The sequence below is a fragment of the Synechococcus sp. GEYO genome (assembly GCF_900473955.1).
Classification (GTDB): domain Bacteria; phylum Cyanobacteriota; class Cyanobacteriia; order PCC-6307; family Cyanobiaceae; genus Synechococcus_C.
In genome coordinates this window covers 1-20834 of the sequence record NZ_UCNL01000004.1, presented here as the reverse complement: position 1 = coordinate 20834, position 20834 = coordinate 1, and the positions used below count along the sequence as shown (strand labels likewise).

General features: G+C 59.3%; 21 protein-coding genes and 2 tRNA genes. 14 read left to right on the top strand and 9 right to left on the bottom strand.

All coding sequences use genetic code 11. From position 1 onward, the window contains the following. Positions 1 to 71 precede the first annotated feature (71 nt). A complete protein-coding gene (locus DXY37_RS02400; RefSeq protein WP_115125202.1) occupies positions 72 to 455 on the top strand; it encodes a L,D-transpeptidase in 384 nt (127 codons plus the stop codon). Positions 456 to 458: 3 nt separating this feature from the next. On the opposite strand, the gene DXY37_RS02395 is transcribed toward DXY37_RS02400, so the two are convergent. Continuing rightward, positions 459 to 923, bottom strand: coding sequence for a DUF1823 family protein (locus tag DXY37_RS02395; protein ID WP_115125201.1), 465 nt, complete (start codon positions 921 to 923; stop codon positions 459 to 461). A gap of 206 nt (positions 924 to 1129) precedes the next feature. Here DXY37_RS02395 and dusB point away from each other — a divergent pair, with 206 nt between their 5' ends. Both dusB and DXY37_RS02385 read left to right on the top strand, forming a co-directional pair. After that, positions 1130 to 2134 carry a tRNA dihydrouridine synthase DusB gene (gene dusB / locus DXY37_RS02390; protein WP_115125364.1) on the top strand — a complete coding sequence of 335 codons (1005 nt, stop codon included), beginning with the start codon at positions 1130 to 1132 and terminating at the stop codon, positions 2132 to 2134. After that, the gene (locus DXY37_RS02385) at positions 2131 to 4122 is read left to right on the top strand and encodes a glycosyltransferase family 2 protein (RefSeq protein ID WP_115125200.1); all 1992 of its coding nucleotides are present in this window, start codon (positions 2131 to 2133) and stop codon (positions 4120 to 4122) included. The genes dusB and DXY37_RS02385 overlap by 4 nt, the downstream gene beginning before the upstream one ends. A 3-nt stretch (positions 4123 to 4125) precedes the next feature. Here the strand turns inward: DXY37_RS02385 and DXY37_RS02380 are convergent, their stop codons facing one another. Both DXY37_RS02380 and cobI read right to left on the bottom strand, forming a co-directional pair. Next, entirely contained in the window at positions 4126 to 4758 is a 633-nt protein-coding gene (locus tag DXY37_RS02380; protein ID WP_371637809.1) for a DUF4079 family protein, read from the bottom strand. Next, the gene (gene cobI / locus DXY37_RS02375) at positions 4749 to 5540 is read right to left on the bottom strand and encodes a precorrin-2 C(20)-methyltransferase (RefSeq protein ID WP_115125199.1); all 792 of its coding nucleotides are present in this window, start codon (positions 5538 to 5540) and stop codon (positions 4749 to 4751) included. The genes DXY37_RS02380 and cobI overlap by 10 nt, the downstream gene beginning before the upstream one ends. 61 nt (positions 5541 to 5601) lie before the next feature. Here cobI and DXY37_RS02370 point away from each other — a divergent pair, with 61 nt between their 5' ends. Continuing rightward, the gene (locus tag DXY37_RS02370; RefSeq protein WP_115125198.1) at positions 5602 to 6147 is read left to right on the top strand and encodes an acireductone dioxygenase; all 546 of its coding nucleotides are present in this window, start codon (positions 5602 to 5604) and stop codon (positions 6145 to 6147) included. A 4-nt stretch (positions 6148 to 6151) separates the two neighbouring features. Here the strand turns inward: DXY37_RS02370 and DXY37_RS02365 are convergent, their stop codons facing one another. From DXY37_RS02365 to aroQ, 3 genes are all read right to left on the bottom strand, one after another. Further along, a complete protein-coding gene (locus DXY37_RS02365; protein WP_244276795.1) occupies positions 6152 to 6394 on the bottom strand; it encodes a hypothetical protein in 243 nt (80 codons plus the stop codon). Positions 6395 to 6559: 165 nt separating this feature from the next. Beyond that, positions 6560 to 7186, bottom strand: coding sequence for a tRNA-(ms[2]io[6]A)-hydroxylase (locus DXY37_RS02360; protein ID WP_115125197.1), 627 nt, complete (start codon positions 7184 to 7186; stop codon positions 6560 to 6562). Beyond that, positions 7183 to 7626 (bottom strand): type II 3-dehydroquinate dehydratase, encoded by a 444-nt coding sequence (gene aroQ, locus DXY37_RS02355; protein ID WP_115125196.1) that lies wholly within the window; start codon positions 7624 to 7626, stop codon positions 7183 to 7185. Before aroQ ends, DXY37_RS02360 begins: the two co-directional genes overlap by 4 nt. A 105-nt stretch (positions 7627 to 7731) precedes the next feature. Here aroQ and DXY37_RS02350 point away from each other — a divergent pair. The 4 genes from DXY37_RS02350 (at position 7732) to DXY37_RS02335 (ending at position 11189) form a co-directional block, all read left to right on the top strand. Beyond that, positions 7732 to 7813: transfer RNA gene (locus tag DXY37_RS02350), tRNA-Tyr, on the top strand. 10 nt (positions 7814 to 7823) lie between these two features. After that, positions 7824 to 7895 (top strand) — tRNA-Thr (locus tag DXY37_RS02345). Positions 7896 to 8122: 227 nt separating this feature from the next. Further along, positions 8123 to 9628 (top strand): glycerol kinase GlpK, encoded by a 1506-nt coding sequence (gene glpK / locus DXY37_RS02340; protein WP_115125195.1) that lies wholly within the window; start codon positions 8123 to 8125, stop codon positions 9626 to 9628. Continuing rightward, the gene (locus DXY37_RS02335; RefSeq protein WP_115125194.1) at positions 9621 to 11189 is read left to right on the top strand and encodes a glycerol-3-phosphate dehydrogenase/oxidase; all 1569 of its coding nucleotides are present in this window, start codon (positions 9621 to 9623) and stop codon (positions 11187 to 11189) included. The genes glpK and DXY37_RS02335 overlap by 8 nt, the downstream gene beginning before the upstream one ends. Here DXY37_RS02335 and DXY37_RS02330 read toward each other — a convergent pair whose 3' ends face one another. Next, entirely contained in the window at positions 11190 to 12872 is a 1683-nt protein-coding gene (locus DXY37_RS02330) for an alpha-amylase family protein (RefSeq protein WP_115125361.1), read from the bottom strand. A 118-nt stretch (positions 12873 to 12990) separates the two neighbouring features. On the opposite strand from DXY37_RS02330, the gene DXY37_RS02325 reads away from it, so the two are divergent. Continuing rightward, positions 12991 to 14391 (top strand): aldehyde dehydrogenase family protein, encoded by a 1401-nt coding sequence (locus tag DXY37_RS02325; RefSeq protein ID WP_115125360.1) that lies wholly within the window; start codon positions 12991 to 12993, stop codon positions 14389 to 14391. A gap of 78 nt (positions 14392 to 14469) precedes the next feature. Further along, entirely contained in the window at positions 14470 to 15552 is a 1083-nt protein-coding gene (locus DXY37_RS02320; RefSeq protein WP_115125193.1) for a LysM peptidoglycan-binding domain-containing protein, read from the top strand. 7 nt (positions 15553 to 15559) lie between these two features. Here the strand turns inward: DXY37_RS02320 and DXY37_RS02315 are convergent, their stop codons facing one another. Then, a complete protein-coding gene (locus DXY37_RS02315) occupies positions 15560 to 17047 on the bottom strand; it encodes an ATP-dependent DNA helicase RecQ (protein WP_115125192.1) in 1488 nt (495 codons plus the stop codon). A gap of 42 nt (positions 17048 to 17089) precedes the next feature. After that, on the bottom strand, positions 17090 to 18112 hold the full coding sequence (locus tag DXY37_RS02310) for a hypothetical protein (RefSeq protein ID WP_067093881.1): 1023 nt from the start codon (positions 18110 to 18112) through the stop codon (positions 17090 to 17092). A gap of 156 nt (positions 18113 to 18268) precedes the next feature. On the opposite strand from DXY37_RS02310, the gene DXY37_RS02305 reads away from it, so the two are divergent. From DXY37_RS02305 to mtnC, 4 genes are read left to right on the top strand one after another with little or no spacing between them, the layout of a single operon-like run. Continuing rightward, positions 18269 to 18478 (top strand): photosystem I reaction center subunit IV, encoded by a 210-nt coding sequence (locus DXY37_RS02305; protein WP_066912053.1) that lies wholly within the window; start codon positions 18269 to 18271, stop codon positions 18476 to 18478. Between the two features lie 5 nt (positions 18479 to 18483). After that, entirely contained in the window at positions 18484 to 19335 is an 852-nt protein-coding gene (locus tag DXY37_RS02300) for a DNA-formamidopyrimidine glycosylase (protein WP_115125191.1), read from the top strand. A 52-nt stretch (positions 19336 to 19387) separates the two neighbouring features. Then, a complete protein-coding gene (mtnB, locus tag DXY37_RS02295) occupies positions 19388 to 19999 on the top strand; it encodes a methylthioribulose 1-phosphate dehydratase (RefSeq protein ID WP_256377358.1) in 612 nt (203 codons plus the stop codon). Then, positions 19996 to 20754: an acireductone synthase gene (gene mtnC, locus DXY37_RS02290; protein ID WP_115125190.1), complete on the top strand. Its 759-nt coding sequence runs from the start codon at positions 19996 to 19998 to the stop codon at positions 20752 to 20754. Before mtnB ends, mtnC begins: the two co-directional genes overlap by 4 nt. Positions 20755 to 20834: the final 80 nt, after the last annotated feature.

The following is a 20834-nucleotide window of genomic DNA, read 5'->3' as shown; positions in this document are numbered from 1 at the left end:
TTCCGAGCGAGACCAGTAAGACTCGAATGAGACAGCTAGCGATAGGTCAGTGAACCTGCTGTCACACCATCATGCTCGAACTGATCGCCACCCTGGTGGTGGACCTCTCAGATCAACAGCTCACCGTCTACGACCAGAACCAAGAAATTGTGCGGGTCATCCCCGTGAGCACCGGCAAGGCATCCACGCCAACTCCCACTGGAGAAGCAAAGGTGCTGACCAAATATCGCTCCGTCACCATGCGCGGCCGTGGTTATGTCGCACCCGGGGTGCCCTATGCGATGTGCATCACCGCAAACGAAATGATCTGCATGCACGGAGCTCCCTGGCAGGAAGACGCCGGCCAGGCCTTCGGCGTTCCCCGCAGTCATGGCTGTGTCCGCATGCCCACGCATCAGGCCCGCTGGCTGTTTGAAAACACGCTCAAGGGCACCAAGGTGGTCATTCAGGTGTGAGGCTCATTGCACCGGCGGATCTCCGGGGTGCCCCCGCACCGGATCCGCCGGTGCATCGAGCAGAGGCGGCAGAGCTCCTTCCTCTGGCAGCAGCTCACCAGCTGAGACCAACCAGGCGAGTAACCAGTTCACCGCCGTGGCGCGGCGAGTGCGCCTTGGATAGAGCTCATGAATTCGATAGCCGCCGAACTGCAGCTGTTGCTTCAGCAGCTGTTTGGATTCCTTGGGAATCGACCGGGTCAGACGCACCGAAGCGGGCCGCACAGCAATCACCTGCGGAGCTTCCGGGAAGGCCTCTCTCCAGGCGGCGGGCGTCGCAGGGCCTGCCAGCCATGACCCCGCACCATTCTCAGGGGGGAGATAGCCCAATCGCTCCCAGACCAGCGACGCCACGAATCGGTCGCTGAGCCGATCTTCAAGGATCGCCATGAGTAGGGCCCGGCTCAGGCTCCAGGATTGTGAGGACATCGCCGCATGCTGTCATCGACAGCCGCTGAGGGGGAAGGGATGACACGACACGCCCTCCCTGGGATGCGCAAGGCAGGGTGTGCTTCAGCTACAGCAGCAAGACCGGCATCAGCACACCCGTGCCGGGCTCGGACTGGATGAGTCCGCATCCTGAAACCGCTTGAAACCTGCAGTTAGCGAGGATGTATGAACTGAATCCAATCCCGATGGTGAGGGGTCTGCGGCTGAAGGGAAGCAGCGTTGAACGCGTTCTGCGCTGCAACGTGCTGCAGTCTCCGCTTGCAGGAGTCAGCGACAAAATTTTTCGCGCTCTCGTCAGACGCTGGGCGCCGGATGCTCTTCTGTTCACGGAAATGGTGAACGCCACGAGTCTTGAGCTCGGCCACGGCAGAGGCAAAGTCGATGAGCTGAGCGAAGAAACGGGCCCCATCGGCGTCCAACTGTTTGATCACAGACCCGAGGCAATGGCCGATGCAGCCCGACGGGCTGAAGACGCAGGTGCCTTCTTGATCGACATCAACATGGGCTGTCCCGTGAGAAAAATCGCCCGCAAAGGTGGCGGCAGCGGCCTGATCCGCGATCCCGATCTGGCCTGCCGAATCGTGGATTCTGTGGCTTCAGCCGTCGGCGTTCCTGTCACGGTGAAGACACGCCTGGGATGGTGCAATCAAGCACAAATCGAAGGCTCCCATCACGCGGCAGTGGCCTGGTGCAAACAGCTGGAGGGTGCGGGCGCCACGCTGCTGACCGTGCACGGTCGGACACGGGAACAACGCTTCAGCGGATCCGCGGATTGGGAAGCGATTGCATCGGTCAAGCAGTCACTCAGCATTCCGGTGATCGCCAATGGCGATGTCAACAACCCTGACGCCGCCTTGCGCTGCCTCGAAAAGACCGGTGCCGATGGGGTGATGGTGGGGAGAGGCACCATGGGAGCGCCCTGGCTGGTGGGGCAGATCGATGCGGCGCTGACCGGTCGCGCCATTCCCCCCACTCCAGGTCCGCGGGAACGCCTGATGCTGGCCTCTGAACACCTGCAGGCCCTCGTTGACTCGCGGGGAGATCACGGCTTGCTGATCGCGCGGAAACACATGAGCTGGACCTGCACAGGATTCACCGGTGCATCACAGTTCCGCCAGAAATTGATGCGTGCACCCACCCCTGATCAGGCACTGACACTGCTTCAACAGCAACAGGAGCAGTTGGCTTGAACTGGCTGCCACTGATGCTGCTGGCGTGGCCCCTTTGGTTGAGGCAACAGCCTGAGCAGCAGAGCCCCATCTGGAAGCGACGCAGCCTGATTGTGCTGATCAGCCTGCTAACGGCCAGGTATCTGCACTGGCGAATCACCAGCAGCCTCAACCTGAGCACGCACCTGAGCACAGGGTTGAGCCTGTTGTTGTTGACAGCGGAAGCCTGGCTGCTGCTGTCGGGCTTGTTGCCGCTATGGCTGGCCTGGCGTCGCTTCCCCGACCGTCGAAGCACGATCGACCAACTGAAAAAACAATGGCAGAGCAGCGACTGGCGGCCGATGGTCGACATTCTCGTGCCCACCTACGGCGAACCCCTTGAGGTGCTGGAACGCAGCCTGATCGCTTGTTGTCATCAGAACTATCCGAACCATTGCGTGTGGGTACTGGATGACAGCGGCCGAGACGAAGTCAGAGAACTAGCCCTTCGGCACGGGTGCCATTACCGCCATCGACCGACTCGAATCCACGCCAAAGCCGGCAATCTCAATGACGGACTTCAGCACTGCAGCGGAGAGCTGCTGGCGGTGTTCGACGCTGACTTCATTCCGCAGAGAGACTTTCTCGAGTGCTGCATCGGCTTTCTCCAGGACCCATCGGTTGGGCTGCTTCAGACCCCGCAGACCTTCATCAATGCCGATCCAGTGATGCGGAACCTGGGCATGGAGCGTTGGTTATTGCCCGACGAAGAAAGCTTCTATCGATGGATCGAACCCGTCCGCGATGGCTGGGGAGCAGTGGTTTGCGCCGGCACTGCTTTTCTGGCTCGACGCAGCGCCATTAATTCAGTCGGAGGATTCAAGGAACAGGCGATCTCAGAGGATTTCGTGACGGGGCTACGGCTACGGCGCAAGGGCTGGAAACTGCTGTATCTCCAACAGAAGCTCAGTGCTGGCCTTGCAGCGGAAACCATGGCCGACTTTGTGCGTCAGCGCCAGCGCTGGGCCAATGGAACACTGCAAAGCCTGCGACTGAGCGATGGACCACTGGGCCCAGGCGAGCTTCGTTTCGGGGAACGAATGGCCTACCTCGAAGGCGTTGTGCACTGGTTCAACAACATGCCCCGGCTGGTGCTGATGCTGATGCCACTCAGCTACGGCCTACTTGGCACTGTTCCCATTCTGATCAGCAACAGTGAAGCTCTCCGGCTGCTGTTGCCTCTCTGGGCCTCACTTCTGCTCAGCATCGGCTGGATCAACCGCGGCTCTCGCACAGCCTTGTTGAGCGAACTCACCGGCTGGGTGCTGACGGTGCCACTGACGCTGACGGTGTTCACCAATCTGATGGGACACATCGGTGGTTTTCGTGTGACACCAAAACACCAGAAACGCAATCGGGGCAGCTTCAGCCTCGTTCTGGTGATCCCCCTGCTGGCACTGCTGCTGCTGAACCTCGTCAACCTATTGGGTCTGGTGACCACAACACCAATGGACAGCGAGATGCTCGACTCGCGGCCGCTTGGCCTGACCTGGGCGGTGATCAACCTGCTCAGCCTCTGGATTGCACTGCGCGCCTGCTGGGATCCACCCGCACGCGACCCGGCCCCATGGCAGGCCGCTTGCTTGCCAGCAGAGCTGGAAGACAGCGACGGGCAGCGGCGACCCTGTCGAATCACGGCGCTCAGCGAAAGCGGCGCTGAGCTGGAGCTGGCCACTCCATTGCCAGCCGAGCTGAAGATCACGCAGCTTCGCTGGACAGCCGACTTGTCGCCACTGCCGGTCATTTGGGAACGCACTCAAGGCAATCGACTGGCGCTTCGCTGGCAAGAACTCAGCGACCAGACTCGACAACAGCTCATCCTTTGGTTGTTCTGCCGGCCAGGCTGCTGGCCGGAACGTCAGGCTCCGCCTGAGTGGCGAGCATTGATTGCCCTGATCAGCCGTCTGATCATCCTGCCGTCACGACGCCCGTTCCACCGCTGTCTGATGCCACAGACCCCGCCGCAGTGACACTCAACCAAGCCAGAGATCACGGGTCCCCGTGATGGCCTGAGTCGCCAGCAAAAGGGCCACGAGAACATTGAGAGACACATGCAGACGGCGCATCCAAAGGCGCCCGGCAATCTCTCGCTGACAGGCCATGGTCAGCAGCAGAAAAGCGAGCAGCAACAGTCCGCCCCAGGTGTGGGACTGCCAGACGGCAGGAGCAACCAGCGCACGCTCACTCACCAGCAAAGGCTGGATCATGATCAGCAGCAGAAACAGCCAACAGCTCCAGGAGAACAGCAGCCTCAGGGCCAGTCGTCGGGTGCGAAGGAGGGCCACAAACGACAGCACAACGCCGCACGCCTGAAGGATGACCACCGCCCAGCTGCTGAAACCGGCGCCAGCGGCAGCCAAGTCGTGACTCAAAGCAAACAGCACAGCCACGAGCAGACCAGCCGTTGCCCAACGGCCGTGATCAACATGTTCAACAGGCACAGTTGGAGCGATGGGGTTGATCTCTAGACGCCGCTCCCTGGCCAGAATTCCAAGGCGGATCGTGGCGCCGATCACCGGATACACAAACAGAATGATCAGCACCGGATGCACCAGCGCCAGCCATTGCAGGGGTGTCAGCGGTTGCAATGCGGCGATCAAGGCAATACCTCAGGCCATTGCTGACGGATCAGCAGCATTGAGAAGTAAGGCCTCACATCGTCGGGCACCGCCTGAGCCGATGCCACCCACTGATCTGGCCAACCAACCCGTTGCGCAAAGAGGGCACGATCGAGCAGCTGTTCCTGCTCCAGAGCCGCTCGCACCCAAGACCAGCGCTGCCCCAGCTTGATCAAACCCAGCACCGTGGAGGTCTTGCGAGCACTCTGCAGCAAGGCGATCAACTCGGCATGCGTTTCCGGGCAGGGACGAATGAGCAAGCCCTCCTGCTGAAACGCCAAAGGGACATCGAAAGAATCTTTGGCCGCTGCTGCCGCTGCAGCACTCACCGACGTGATACCTGGGATCAAGACGAACGGCACATCAGGGTGATGGCGCCGCAGAGCCAGTTGCACATAGCTTCCGGTCGCGAACAGTGAGACGTCCCCCTCGCACAGCAGCACCACCCGGTTGCCGGATCTGACCTCTGCAGCCAACACATCAGCCGCCTGCCTCCAGGCTGCGATTCGTGGCTGAGATTCAGTCACCATGGGGAACAACAGAGGCAGACAACGCTGATCAGGCCGAATCCAGCGGGATGCAATCGCCAGTGCCATACCTTCAGCCCCCTCATGCGCGATGGGATGGGCAACGACATCAGCAGCTTCCAAAGCTCGAACTGCAGCCACGGTGAGCAGCTCGGGATCCCCGGGACCGACGCCCACTAACACCAGCTGATCTTGGGGACACTCGGACGTGATGGACAACGGCAATGCAAGCCAACCAGCCATCCAGCATGCTGAACAGGGTGGAAGGAGCCTTGATGCACTGCTTCAGGATTGCTTCGGGCCCATGAGCGAACTGACGCTGTATTCGGCACGGTCCAACACCATCCTGCTGAAAACCCAGGAAGGCAGGCGGATCCAGGATGTGCTGAAGGAACGGGGCATTGGCTTCGAACGCTGGCCGGCACACTATCGGCCGGATGACAACGCCTCACCTCAACAGATCCTGGAGAACTACAAAAGCGAAATCGCACGAACGCAGGCTCGATGGCATTACCCGAGCGTTGATGCCATCAGGGTGCTTCCTGATCATCCAGATCGCATCTCCCTGCGCCGAAAGTTTCTGAAAGAGCACGTCCACGCAGAGGACGAAGTGCGGTTCTTTGTGGAAGGTTGCGGTCTGTTCTGCCTGCATATCGGCGATGAAGTTGTGCAGGTGCTCTGTGAAACAAACGACTGGATCAGTGTTCCTGCAGGAACACCTCACTGGTTTGACATGGGCGAAACGCCCTATTTCTGCACACTCAGGTTTTTCAACAATCCAAACGGCTGGGTCGCAGAATTCACCGGAGACCCAATCTCCGAGCGCTACCCCCGCCTCCGACCGTCTTAGACACTCAGGCCGCCAGCAACAGACGCGCGTCGACAGCAGATTTCAACGATGCGATCCGAGTGGTGGGTAGCTCGGCCGCCAATGTCTGATCATCGAGCAGCATCGCGGCCTCCAGGTCGGCACAACGCCCGATCAGATCACGGACCAGGGGGTTGGACTTGAGACCATCCCATTGTTCGTCGGTGGTGCCATTCCGCAGGGCCTGCAACGAATCAGCAACAGCGATCACAGGGTCAGGCATCGACATCGCAAATTGACTGGGTCAATTCTAGAAGTGACCCAGAGTCCATGGCGCGTCTCTTCAGACTTCTTTTGGACTCTGATTGCGAACTTTCCGAGTCTGGCCCTGGCGCCACGCTCGACCAACTGAAAAAGCCTCGCCTCCATCCAGAGATCGACAGGTCATGGCTGATCAGGCATCAACTCCCACTGAATGCATGCGCACAGCCTCCGGTGCAGAGAGCTCCCCGCGTAGCGCATCCACCTCAGCCGCGGCCAGCTCTTGAAGCCGAGGCACAATCTTGTCCCTCGGATATCGGTCTGCAGATAGCACCCAGTAGAGACCGAAATGGCGGGCTTCGCTCTTCAGCAGGTCGCCATAGAGCAAGCGCAGGTCTGGATCCGGACTGTGCTCAGCCAGGAGTGCCATGCGCTCATGACTTCTGGCCTCGATCAACCCGGCAACCAAAAAAGAATCGAGCATGCGCTCGGGCTCTGCCCGGCGCACCTGCTTGGCCAGCCATGCCCCATAACCGGGAGAGCGCAGCGGCTCCAGATAGCGCCCCCGGTCCTTGAGCAGCTTCAACACCCGTTCAAAGTGTTCGAGCTCTTCCCGCGCCAGCGGACTGAGGGCCTCGCCCAGGCCTGGTTCGCACAAATAGCGGAACATCAGCTGCACTGCCGCCCCAGCCGCTTTGCGTTCGCAATGGGCATGGTCGATCAGCACTTCCATTGGCCTGGCAATGGCCTGCTCAACCCAGCGACGACTGGTGGGCGCTGCAAGCCAGCGGATGCTCGTCACCGACGAGGTGATGGTCATACGGCAACTTGACGCAGGTGATTCACCAGACCATCGAAGGCCAGGTCATAGCTGAAAGGCCCGAAACCACTCACCACACCAACCGCGCGATCGGCCAGAAATGAGTGATGGCGGAAGGGCTCGCGGGCATGCGTGTTGCTGAGATGAAGCTCCACGTAGGGAATGGCCACTCCCAGCAAAGCGTCACGCAAGGCGATCGACGTGTGGGTGTAGGCGCCTGCATTCACAAGAATCCCGTTCACCTCACCCATGGCCTGATGGACGCGCTCTACCAGCGCACCTTCAAAATTGCTTTGAAAACAGTCCAGCTGCACGCCTGCTGCCGTCGCACGCTGTTTCAAAGCTTGCTCAATCTGTTCGAGCGTCTGTCGTCCATAGAGACCAGGCTCTCGTTGCCCCAGCAGGTTGAGATTGGGGCCGTTGAGGAGCAGCAGGCGCATGGCCTTACGAGAATTCCTTTGAAACTCGATCGTATCGAGAACCAACGAGAGGCACAGATCGCTGAAAGGATCGCCAGGCCGACTGGTAAGTTCTTCGAGTGGTTCGGGTCGGTGCCCGAGTGGTTAATGGGGGCGGACTGTAAATCCGCTGGCTCTGCCTACGTTGGTTCAAATCCAACCCGGCCCATCCACCACAAGCCCTTGTAGCTCAGCGGTAGAGCACTCCCTTGGTAAGGGAGAGGTCTCGAGTTCAAGTCTCGACAAGGGCTTCACTCAACACCCAGGCACCGGGTGTTGTGTCCAGAGGCAATCAAGGATGGATTGCCTCTGAGAACGTTTCCTCTAGGTCAGAGTTGCCTCAGCTCCCGAGCGCAGCTGGCAAGCTCGCGGTCGATGGATCGAAACGTGCCAAAGAACAACCCGGCTTGGCAATAAGACCTCAACATCGAGTGGCGACAGCCGACCAGTGCCGCTAGCACTAAAAAAAGTCTCGGCTATGGCAGCAACGCCCCTCCTTCTTGCACTGGATCAGGGCACCAGCAGCTCACGCGCCGCTCTCTTTGACCCGCGTGGATTCCCTGTTGCCAGTGCCAGCGCTCCCTTAGCCATCAGCTATCCAGCTGACGGATGGGTGGAACAGAACCCCAGGGACATCTGGGAGAGCCAGCGCCTGGCGATGGAGCGCTTGGAGAAGGCCATCAGCCAAGAACAGAGGGACGCTGTGGTGGCCTGCGGAGTCACCAATCAGAGGGAAACCACGATCCTGTGGCGACGCAGCGATGGGCAGCCCTGCGGCCCCGCCTTGGTCTGGCAGGACGGCCGCACCTCCGATATCTGTCAACAGTGGAAAGAAGAAGGCCTTGAGCAGGAATGGCGAGCTCGCACCGGCCTGCTCCTCGATCCCTACTTCAGCGCCAGCAAGATTCGCTGGCTGATGCGGCATGAGGCGAGCGCATCCAGTGCTGCCGCGAATGATGATCTCTGCTTCGGCACGGTGGAGAGCTGGTTGCTGTGGAACCTCAACGGACAAAAGCGGCACTGCTCCGACATGAGCAATGCCAGCCGCACCCTGCTGATGGACCTGAAACAACGTGAGTGGGTGGATGCGTTCTGCGAGCAGACCGGGCTGCCATTGAGTGCATTGCCGGAGCTGGTGCCCTGTCGTGGCGACTTTGGAACCATCGCATCAGGACTCCCCTTTGCAGGAGTGCCAATCCATGCCCTGCTAGGCGACCAACAAGCCGCCACACTCGGCCAGTTGTGCCTTCAACCAGGCGAAGCCAAATGCACCTACGGCACAGGTGCCTTTCTGGTGGTGAATACAGGCAGCAGCATTCAACGCAGTGATGCTGGGTTGCTGAGCACTCTCGGCTGGACCGACGACCAGGGGCAGCCCACCTACTGCCTTGAGGGCAGCTTGTTCAACGCCGGCACGGTGGTGCAGTGGCTGCGGGATGGACTGGGAATCATCGAGACAGCGGCAGAAATCAACCAGTTAGCCCTCAGCGTTGCCGATGCAGGTGGAGTGATGCTTGTTCCTGCCTTCACAGGCTGGGGAACACCGCATTGGGATCCTGGCGCTAGGGGCCTTTTGATCGGATTGACCCGCGACACTGGTCGCGGCCAGATCGCTCGTGCTGCCCTTGATGGCATCGCACTCTCGGTGGCGGGACTGGTGCAGCTTGCGGAGCAGTCCATCGGCCATGGACTCGGGGAGCTGGCCGTGGATGGTGGTGCAGCCGCATCGGATCCACTGCTGCAGGCCCAGGCCGACAGCACGGGACTGAGGGTGCGACGTCCGGCTTACCTGCAAAGCACCGCCCGTGGTGTCGCACTGTTGGCTGGAGTTCAAGCAGGACTCATCAACAACCTGAAGGATCTGGAATCCCTCCGGGGTGAGCAGGCCGACGTGTTTGAACCCTCGCTGAGTGCTGAACAACGCCAGTGTTGGATGAAGCAATGGAGCGACGCCATCTCAAGGAGCTTGCGCTGGCATGCCTGACAACTGCTTCGACCTTCTGGTAATTGGCGGCGGGGCCAGTGGAGCCTGCGTGGCCTACGAAGCGGTCTGCCGGGGGCTGAAGGTGGCCCTGCTCGAAGGCCATGACCTTGGTGGCGGCACAAGTTCGCGCAGCACCAAGCTCTTACACGGAGGTGTTCGCTATCTCGAACTGGCGTTCAAAACCGCCGACGCCGCTCAGCTTCGACTGGTCAGAGAAGCGTTGCTGGAACGCGGTCATTGGCTGAAACAGGCGCCGTTTCTTGCCCATCGCCTTGAACTAGCTCTGCCCACAGATGGGCTCATCGGCCAGCTGTATTACCGCCTCGGGCTCGGCATGTACGACGCCCTCTCAGGCCGTGCAGGGATCGGCAGTAGCCGGCTGCTGTCTCGGACGCTGTTGCACCAAGCGCTGCCCGAGCTGCGCAGCGATGTCAGCGGAGGGGTTGCCTACAGCGATGGGCAGTTTGACGATGCCAGGCTGAACCTGCTGATGGCACTCAGCGCCGAGCAACACGGGGCGGTCGTGCGCACGCGGACGCCGGTGGTGGAGCTGGAGAAAGACAGCCACGGGAAGCTGTGCGCAGCTATCAGCGAAAACGCCGATGGCCAGAGAGAGCGCTGGCAAGCCCGCGTGGTGGTCAACGCCACCGGCATTCATGCCGATGCGCTGAGGCGCATGGCCGAACCCGAGTGCCAGGAACGCATGCTGACCAGTCGTGGAGTGCACCTGGTGCTGAAGCAGCGTCTCTGTCCGCAACGCATCGGCCTGCTGCTGCCCTCCACCGATGACGGCCGGGTGCTGTTCATGCTGCCCTTCTTCGGGAGCACACTGATCGGAACAACCGACACGCCCTGCAGCCATCCGCAGGCAGCTGTGCCCTCCGATCAGGAGCAGAGCTATCTCCTCGACTACGTGAAGCGATGGTTCCCAGGCCTTAAAAGCATTGAGATCGGTAGTTGCTGGGCTGGAGGAAGACCCCTGCTCAAGCCAGCCGATGCCGACATGAACAGCAGCCGTGTTGTGCGAGAGCACGAGGTGGAGACGATGCCCAGCGGGCTGGTGAGCGTGATGGGCGGAAAATGGACCACCTGTCGTCCCATGGCTCTCGACACCCTCACGGCCGTCGCGAAGCAATTGGGACAGTCACTGCCACCGGCCAAGGAACTGCCTCTCATCGGCTCAGACCGCGATCCCATGCAAACCCCAAACCGTCTGATTGCACAACGCTCAACCCTCCAGGATCTGTTGCCGAAATCGCCGCAGCAAGCGGAACAGATCGAACATCTTGAAAGCAGTCATGGCCTCAATGCGGAAGCCCTGGTCAACAGCTGGTCAACAGCAGAGCGTGAACCTCTCAGCCCGGTGATGCCCATCTGCAGCGGAGAGCTGCGGCATGCCATTGAGACCGAAAAGGCGAGAAGCATCACGGACGTGCTGGCCCGGCGGACGCGGCTGGCCATGGTTGACCGCGACGAAGCGCAACGGTTTGCTCCTGTGGTGAATCAAATGCTTGAGCAGTGCGGCCATGGCAACAGCGCACCTCTTGAACTGAGTCACTGATCAGATTTCATTGCTCAGCGTTGATTGATCAGCGTTCACGTCCTCCACTTCACCGATCAGCCACCAGCTGAATCCATGGGCCGGCAAGTAGACAAACCAATGCTCTGAAGCTGGGGGATATTCACAACCCCAGAACACCTCACGCGTACGCACACCGCTCCAACGGCTGAGGTCAAGGTGCAGAGAAGCCCCTGCTGCTGAGAGGTTGGCCGCCACCAACACCGTCATGCTGCCGTCGCAGCGCACGTAGCTGATCACACCTGGGTGAGTACATTTCAACAGCTCGAAATTGCCATGTCGCAGCGCCGGCAAGAGTCGCCGGCAGGTGAGCATGCGCCGGTGCCAGTTCAGCAGTGAACCAGGCAGCTGCTTCTGCACTTCAACATTCACCACGCGGTAGTCGTAGCCGGGAGCTGTGATCGGCGGCAGCACCAACAGCGGATCAGGTGCGGTGGAGAAGCCCCCGTTACGCGCGGGAGTCCAGGCCATCGGGGTGCGATTGGGATCGCGGTCACGCAATCCCGGCCAATCGCCCATACCGAGCTCATCGCCGTAATAGAGGCAAGGCATCCCCGGCAGGCTGTACAGCAGGGCGTGAAGAACGCGGTTGGAACCCGGATCGCCATTGAGCAATGGCGCCAGGCGACGATTAATGCCCCAGTTGAGCCAATGTCCCTGTCCTTGATGCAGTCCGGCACGGATGGTCTGGATCACCTCCTCCGGGATCAGGTGACCATCACCCAACCACAACTCATCGTGGTTACGCAGAGGCAATGCCCAGCGGCAGCCACTGACAACTTGCTGTGCCTTCTCCAGACAATTGCGCAGATTTTCCACACTGCCGCTGGCGATCGCAGCAAAGAGGTGAGCGGTCAGCGCAAAGTTGTAGGCACCGTGGAGCTCATCCTGCAATAAGTAAGGCGCAATTTCTTCAACGGGCTGGATCGCTTCACCCAGCAACAAAACATCCTTGCCATGAGAATCCACCCGCTGGCGAAGTCGCTGTAAAAAAGCGTGGGTTTCCGGAAGCCCCTCACAGCGTGATCCCTCCTCCTCACACAGGAAAGGCACGGCATCCAGGCGGAAACCGTCGACACCACGATCAATCCAGAAATCCACCACATCCAACATCGCCTCCTGGACAAATGGATTGGCGTAGTTGAGATCGGGCTGATGGCGAAGGAAACGGTGGAGGAAGTACTGACCTGCCACCTCATCCCATTCCCAGTTCGACGACTCGAAATGGCGGAAGAGCACTGGGGCGTCGGAATAACGATGCGGGTCATCACTCCACACGTAGATCTCGCGCTCAGGGCTGCCCTTGGCTGCCCATCGAGCGCGCTGAAACCAGGGATGAAGGGTGCTGGTGTGATTCATCACCAGATCCATCACCACCTTCAGCCCCTGCGCATGTGCGGCCGTTAGGAAACGATGAAACGCGGCGAGATCGCCCAGATCGGGATGGATCGCCTTGAAGTCGGTGATGTCATACCCGCCGTCATCCAGCGGTGAGGGGTAGATGGGCGTGAGCCAGATGGCTTCCACCCCAAGCCAACGCAAATAAGGAAGCCGGCTGGACAGGCCCTGCAGGTCTCCAATCCCATCACCGTTGCCATCGCGGTAACTGCGCACGATCAACTGATAGATGACGGCGCCGTTCCACCACGGCTGCTGCTGACTCATCAGGCCGTTGCCTCTGATCACGGTGTAATGGCGATCGTGTTCTGCGTCATCCCCTCATCAACGGTTGAGCTCACAAAACTGCGAGCATGCCCTGCACAGACAGAACGCTCTTCTCGTCATGGTCCAGGCCAACGCTGCATACCCCTTTAGCGAAACCGACCTGGACCGGCTGCGACAACCTGTATTGGAGGGACTCACCAGGCCGGAAGCTTGGCGTCGTGAACAGCTTCAGCGCCTACGTGAGCTCGTGACACAACACGAGCCAGAGATTCTCGAGGCCCTTCGCCATGACCTTGCCAAACCCGATCTTGAAGGGATGGCTGAGGTTGTGACCCTGCTTCAGGAACTCAAACTCGCGGAACGGCGTCTTCGTACCTGGATGCGTCCACGCCGAGTCCGTGTGCCGCTTGTGCAGCAGCCCGGCCGGGCCGAGCTGATCCGCGAACCACTCGGATGCGTGCTGCTGATCGGCCCCTGGAATCTGCCGTTCAGTCTCACGTTATGGCCGTTAGTCAGCGCTCTTGCAGCCGGCAACACCGCCGTGATCAAACCTTCCGAACATGCCCCAGCAACAGCCGAACTGATCGAGAGGCTGGTGCCAGAGCACTTCCCAGATCATGTGGTTCAGGTCGTCAATGGTGATGGAGCTGTTGCCGCTCAATTGGTTCGGCAACGCTTCGATCACATCTTTTTCACCGGCGGCGGGCAGATCGGAGCCAAGGTGCTGGAGGGAGCCGCCGCCAACCTCACGCCCGTAACCCTGGAACTCGGCGGCAAAAACCCTGCGATCGTGCTGCCTGGGGCCGATCTGTCCATCACAGCACGCAGACTGGTCTGGGGGAAGGGATTCAATGCTGGGCAGGCCTGCATCGCACCGGATCATCTGCTTGTCCAATCCGATCTGCGTACACCTCTGCTGCATGCCATCGCTGAGGAAAGACTGAAGCTTTACGGCAGCGATCCACTCGAATCCGAATCTCTGGCGTGTCTGATTCACGACCGTCATTACGGCCGACTGGAGGCTTTGTTGCAGGAAGCGAAAGATGATGGTCGCGTGCTGCTCGGAGGTGAGTGCGACCCGATCAGACGCCGGATTGCACCGACATTGATCGCCGTTCAAGACGAAAAAGATCCGCTGATGGCCGACGAACTGTTTGGACCGCTGCTGCCTGTGCTGGAGATCAACGACCTGAATGAAGCCATTCAGAGAATCCAGAAGCAGGACAAACCACTCGCGCTCTATTTATTTGGCGGCAACGATCGTGATCAGGAACTCGTCCTAAACAGCACCCATTCCGGTGGTGTGTGTTTCAACGACGTGTTGATGCAATGTGGCGTCCCCGATCTGCCCTTTGGTGGCGTGGGCGCCAGCGGGATGGGAGCCCATCACGGCGAAGCGGGATTCAGAACCTTTTCCCACGAGCGCTCGGTTCTGAGGCGTCCATTCTGGCTGGATCTGCCCCAGCGCTATCCGCCTTACACCCTCAAGCCAGAAACATTCCGTCGTCTCTTGAGCTGAAGGACGCGACAACAAGTTCAGAACAGCACTGGCGCTGAACGGGAGGCACCTTATCTTTCGCCCAGCCAACGCTCACGCATGCGCCGCACTCTCCTGACCGTCCTTGCCGCGATGGCTCTGACACCACTCGCCGGTCATGCCGCCAACGTGACGGTTCAGTCAGGGGAGACCCTTTCGGATATTGCGGCTCGCTACGGCGTATCGATCAACAGCCTGATGCGCCTCAACGGGATCAGGAACTCGGACCATGTGGAGGCCGGCCAGACACTGCGGCTGCCTGGGAGCGTTTCAGCAGGCAAGGGGCGTCACAACGTGCAGTCCGGTGACACCCTCAGCGGGATTGCGGCGCAATACAGAGTTGGTGAACGCCAGTTAATGGCCCTGAACGGACTCTCGAGTGCTGACCATGTTGAGATCGGTCAGACCCTGAAGCTTCCCAGCAACGCGGTGCTTCCTCAGGCCAAGCCCAAACCCACGGCCAAGCCGGTGCCGATTCAGGCCAAACCCAATGCCATCTCCCACACCGTGGCCCGCGGCCAAACTCTCAGCCAGATCGCTAAGGCCTACGACATCCCTCTCACATCGTTGGTGAGCATCAATGCGATTGAAAACCCTAATCAGGTCAATATCGGAACCCAGCTGATGCTGCGCTCCACCGAAAGCACCAGCAACACATCAACAGCCACACCCAAGGCGACAACACCTGTTGAGCAACAACCATTGCTGACCGAAAGCCAGCCTGATCAGCAGGAGCCAGCACAAGTCCAACCCAAGACCGAAAGCATCAAGACGTCTGCCGCCAAACCGGCGGCTGTCAAACCAACGACTGTGAAACCCAGTGCGGTGAAGCCCAAAGTTGTCAAACCTGTCACCACTGCCAAGGCGACCCAAGCAACAACAACAAGCGTGCAGCCGAAGCCAGCCTCTTGGCGGAACTATGGCCCCCTTCAAGTCGACTGGGGAAACTGGCAGTCGATGGGTGGGAGTGAAGTAGCTCCGACACTGAACAGCGATGGTCAGTCGCTCTATGTGGCGGTGAACTGCTCCGCCAAAAAAATCAATGCCACTGGCGCCAACGGGAAGTGGAAAAACTGGATTGCACCCCAATCGGAATTCGAGAAGGCTCTCGTGAAGGATCGCTGTATGGCAGCAAAGGGTTGAACGCGGCTTAAGCGGCGTAGTGCAAAGGCCAGGGCTGACGCAAAAAGCGACGGCCACTTTCCTTTAGATACAGACGCTGGCTGCCGTCATCGGTTTCATGGATCAACTCCTCCTGAACCAGCCGCCGCGTCAGCCATCCCCAGTGCGCCGAACGACCTTCTTCAGCATTAAGTCGTTCACTGAGTCTGCGGGAATCTGTGCCGTGAACCTCCGCCAGCAACTCCAAAACAGCCGTGGCCTGGTCAGACCAATCCTGACTTGAGGTACTGGAAAGACAGCGGTCACAGCGGCCACAGGGAGGAACTAATTCACCGACGGACAGCAGCAGAGCTTGTTCTCTGCAGGTTTCTCCCTCTGCCACAGCCTCCATACGGCGCAACTGCTGCTGCGCCAGTTCAATTCGACGCGATTCTTCGGCAGCATCGCTGGCGGATGACCGGCGCAGAGCGCTCTGCATCGCCCATCCCAGACTGGTTCGATCTCTCGGCGAGAACAGCACCAGGCAGTGTGCTGGCTTGCCATCACGCCCTGCACGACCTGACTCCTGCAGATAGCCCTCCGGCGTGCTTGGGAGATCCAGATGCAAAACCAGACCGACGTCCGACCGGTCCACCCCCATACCAAATGCCACCGTGGCCACCAACACAGGATCCTGCGCTCCCAGGAAATGCTCCAGCGCTCGATGTCGAACTTCAGGTTCAAGACCGGCGTGATAGGCGATGGCCTGAATCCCGTTGGCACAGAGTCGCTCTGTCCAACGCTCCACCGAAACACGGGTGCGGGCGTAAATCAAACAAGCGCCACGGGCTTCCTCCAATGCATCAACCACATCCTGCAAAGGATCACCAACCCGGCGGCGCATGGCGTAGTGGAGGTTGTGACGTCGGGCCGATCCGACCTGGATCAGAGGCCGCCTGAGATGCAGAAGGCGAAGAATATCTGCTCTGACCCGAGGGGCTGCCGTAGCACTGAGAGCCACCAGAGGAACCCCTGGGCAAAGGGCTCGCAGCTCACCCAGCCGGCGGTAATCAGGGCGGAAGTCATGGCCCCAAGCGCTGATGCAGTGAGCCTCATCGACAGCGAGCGCCACCAGCTGTCCTGTAGCGGCGTGCTCCTGCAGAACAGAACGGGTGGCTTCACCCTGAAGACGCTCCGGAGCGAGATACAACAGCCGCAAGGATCCGTCGCTGAGCTGCGAAAGCGTCTGTCGCCGCTGAACTGGATCAATTCCTCCATGAAGACAGGCCGCTGCGATGCCTCGACGTCTCAACTGGAGAACCTGATCCTCCATCAGAGCCACCAAAGGCGAGATCACCACGACGAGACCTGATCTCACCAGAGCGGGCAACTGAAAACACAGTGACTTGCCACCACCAGTCGGCAGCACCGCCAGGCAGTCCTGCCCCTGCAACAGGCATTCCACAACGGGACGCTGCCCTGGCCGGAACTCAGACCAGCCGTAATGGCGCTTGAGCGCATCCAGCAGCAGGTCCAAAGCACTCCACAGATGGTGTGCCCAGCCTATCGAGCCCCAGATCTAGGGGAGCGGAGGAGGATCCAGCTGATCCGGTGATTCCTCAACCAGCTGGAGTCGCACCCGCTTACCCCCGGCCAACTCACCTAAAGACACCCGAAGCGTCGCGCCGCTGAGACTCTGCAGCGCCGAGAGCACATCCCGGAGATACGGAGTGCTGCTCCCACTTTCCACCCAAAGCCGTTCCTGCAAACCACCCAGTCGTCGCCAGGACGTGTGCAGCTTGAGCACTGCCGACTCCAGGGACTGAGCCTGACCGACTGCATCAGCCAGCAATCCGAGCGCATCCAGCCTCTGGGCTTCCTGCATGGCCTTCTCCAGATCAAGCTCACCCTGCTGAAAGGCACGGACGGCGACACTGGATTCTGTCGCCTTGGTGATCCAGCGCGCGGTGTGGGTCACATCCTTGATGCGGTCAAGCTCGGGCTCATCGCGCAGCACCTTGCGCAAATCATCCTGCTGTGGCTCCGGCAGCTTGGCCAGCTCACGCACCAGCGGCGCAACCACTTTGGGGGGCAGCAGATTCTCCTGGGTGCGTTGCCGAATTTCCTCTGGCAGCAGAGGACTGGTGGCCGCCATGAACTCGTCCGTGAGCCGTCGAACCTGCTTGCGGGTGATCTCCTGCCCTTCATTGGCAGCTTCAGAGATCATCAGCTGCACCTCCGGAGCCGCCTGTGCGGTTTCCATGAAGGCGCGCTTGGAGAACTGATTGACGCTGGTCTCCTCGAGCACCCCCTCACCCAGCATCTCCTGCGCCGACTCCGCAAGCTGGATCAAGCCGTAGGCCCGGGTTTTGCTGATCTCCCGCTCCCTGAGCCACTGCAGGAATCCGGCGCCACGTCCTTCTCCACCCCTCTTTTCGCGGTCACGAACGGCCTTGAGGATCTTTCCACGCCAAATTTCGGTCTGCAGATCGAACTTGTCACAGACAGCCCAGGCCTGTTCCAAGCGAGCCAGAAACTCCATCGTGCTGATGTCGTCCTGATCAGGATCTGGCAAATCCAGCTCCAGAACTGGAGTTTCCATGTTCGTTGGCAGCAAGGCAGGCAGCAGTCCAGAGGCTGGATGCTGGCATGGCGCAGGGCTGGCAAAGAGCTGATCAGGGCGACATTGTGTGACGCAACAGCACTCCAGGGAAAGACCTAGAGATACGCTAAATGTGCTTTTAGTTGCTACGAAGCGATGGCGATCTCCCGCGGTGACATGGTGCGGATCAAGCGCCCTGAGTCCTTCTGGTTCAACGATGTGGGCAAGGTCGCCTCAATCGACACGTCCGGCATCCGTTACCCGGTCGTAGTCAGGTTCGAACAGGTCAACTACAACGGCCTACAGGGTTCGGACGGTGGCATCAACACCAACAACTTCGCGCTCGACGAACTCGAACCGGCCTAACTCTCTTGCCGGAACTTCCGGAAGTTGAGACGGTTCGTCGGGGACTGGCGAATCGTCTTCAATCGTTTGTCATTCAAGAGGCCGAAATCCTCCGTGAGAGAGCTGTGGCAAGCCCTGGGGGCGCGACAGCTTTTTGCCGTGGTCTTGTAGGCCAGACCGTTGGCGAGTGGCGGCGACGCGGCAAATATTTGATTGCCCAGCTCTTGGATCCCAGCACTGGCGAGCCCAGTGGCAGCTGGGGAGTGCATCTGCGCATGACCGGCCAGTTCCAGTGGCACGAAGAACCCACAGAACCTTGCCAGCACACAAGGGCGCGCTTCTGGAATGCCATGGAGCAGGAGCTGCGTTTCGTCGACGTACGTAGCTTTGGAGAGATGTGGTGGGTTCCGCAAGGAACAGCCACCGAATCCGTCATCACCGGATTGAAGCGACTAGGACCCGAACCCTTCAGCGAAGAATTCAATGCCTGTTATTTGCAAAAGAAGCTGAAAGGATCAACACGCTCGATCAAGGCAGCCCTGCTGGACCAATCACTGGTGGCAGGCGCAGGCAATATCTATGCCGACGAAAGCTTGTTTGCAGCGGGCATTGCACCCCAAACGCCAGCAGGCAGGCTCAACCGCAAACAACTGGAACACGTGTGCGACAGCCTTGTGCATGTGCTCGAGATCAGCATCGGCGTTGGTGGCACAACATTCAGCGATTTCCGAGACCTTGAAGGCGTCAACGGCAATTACGGAGGACAAGCCGCGGTGTATCGACGCACCGGGCAACCGTGTTTGAACTGTGGCACTGCCATTGATCGGGTGAAACTTGCCGGCCGTAGCACCCATTGGTGCCCCACCTGCCAATCCTGAATCTCGGGTGCGATAGGACGGAGAAGCATGGAACGCGGGAGGCGCGAAAGCGTTGATTCAGGCTGCTGAAGAACTCTCAGCCACGATGAAACTGCTGCATCGCCGGGGTTGGTGCGATGGCACTGGAGGCAATTTCAGCGTTGTAGTGGCGCATGAACCTCTGCGATTGTTGATGGCCCCCAGCGGAGTCGACAAGGGTTCAGTCCAACCCGAAGAACTGATCGAAGTGAATAGCAGCGGTGACGTCACCCGAGGAGCAGGCAAAGCGAGTGCAGAAACCCTGCTGCATCTGCGCATCATTGACTATTGCGGAGCCGAGGCCGTGCTGCATACCCACTCCCTATCAGGAACGCTGCTGTCGAAAACGGAGCTGGAGCGAGGCAAGGTGACTCTTGAGGGCTGGGAGATGTTGAAGGGACTGAAGGGAGTCACAACCCATGACACCAGTGTCAACGTACCGATCATTGCCAACAATCAGGATCTACAGGCACTGAGCGAAGCAGCTGCCGAACGATTAAGTGAAGCTCCCCATGGGCTGCTGGTTTCAGGCCATGGCCTCTACGCCTGGGGCGACAACCTGAAAGAAGCTCGTCGTCATACCGAAATCCTCGAATTCCTTTTGGAACTCAGCTGGAGACAATCACTCATGCGGAGCCAACAATGATTCGGGCCATCCTGCTGGATATCGAAGGAACAACCTGCCCCGTCGATTTTGTCAGCCAGACGCTGTTTCCTTTCGCGCAGAAGAATCTGAATGCAGCATTGATGACCAGATCAAGCAATGCTGAGATTGATTCATTAGTGGATGAAGCTATCAATGAATGGCTGGCTGATTCGGATCCAACCAGCAAAACGATGCTGAGCCAAACCACTCAAAAGCCTCCATCCACAAAGGAGGTAGAAGAGTATTTACAGCACCTGATTCAATCAGACAGAAAGTCGACAGCACTCAAGGAATTACAAGGCATAATCTGGAAGCAAGGCTACTTATCAGGCGAGCTGAAATCAACCCTATTCAGCGATGTATGCAAACAACTCGATCACTGGAAACGCAAGGAAATCACGCTTGCCGTGTACTCATCTGGCAGCATTCAGGCCCAGAAACTTCTCTACGCTCATACGAGCGAAGGAGACCTCACGGATCGCTTTGACCACTGGTTTGACACACGCACAGGCCCCAAAGTTGCCCATCAGAGCTACACAATCATTGCGCGAAAACTAGGCGTTCAATCCAACCAAGTGCTGTTTATCAGCGATCACCCAGGCGAATGCGATGCAGCCTGGCAGTCAGGCATGAACACTGTATTCTGCCTGCGCGAAGGCAATCCACATCAAGACCCTGGCGAGCACGCAGTCGTACAACAACTTTGCGATATCGATCTCGAGAAGATCAATGCAGCGCACAACAACCAGCGCTGAATTGAACCTGAAAACAACAAAACGCGCCAGGGCACAAAAAAAGCCACCCCTCAAGGGTGGCTTTCTTCGCATCACATGCG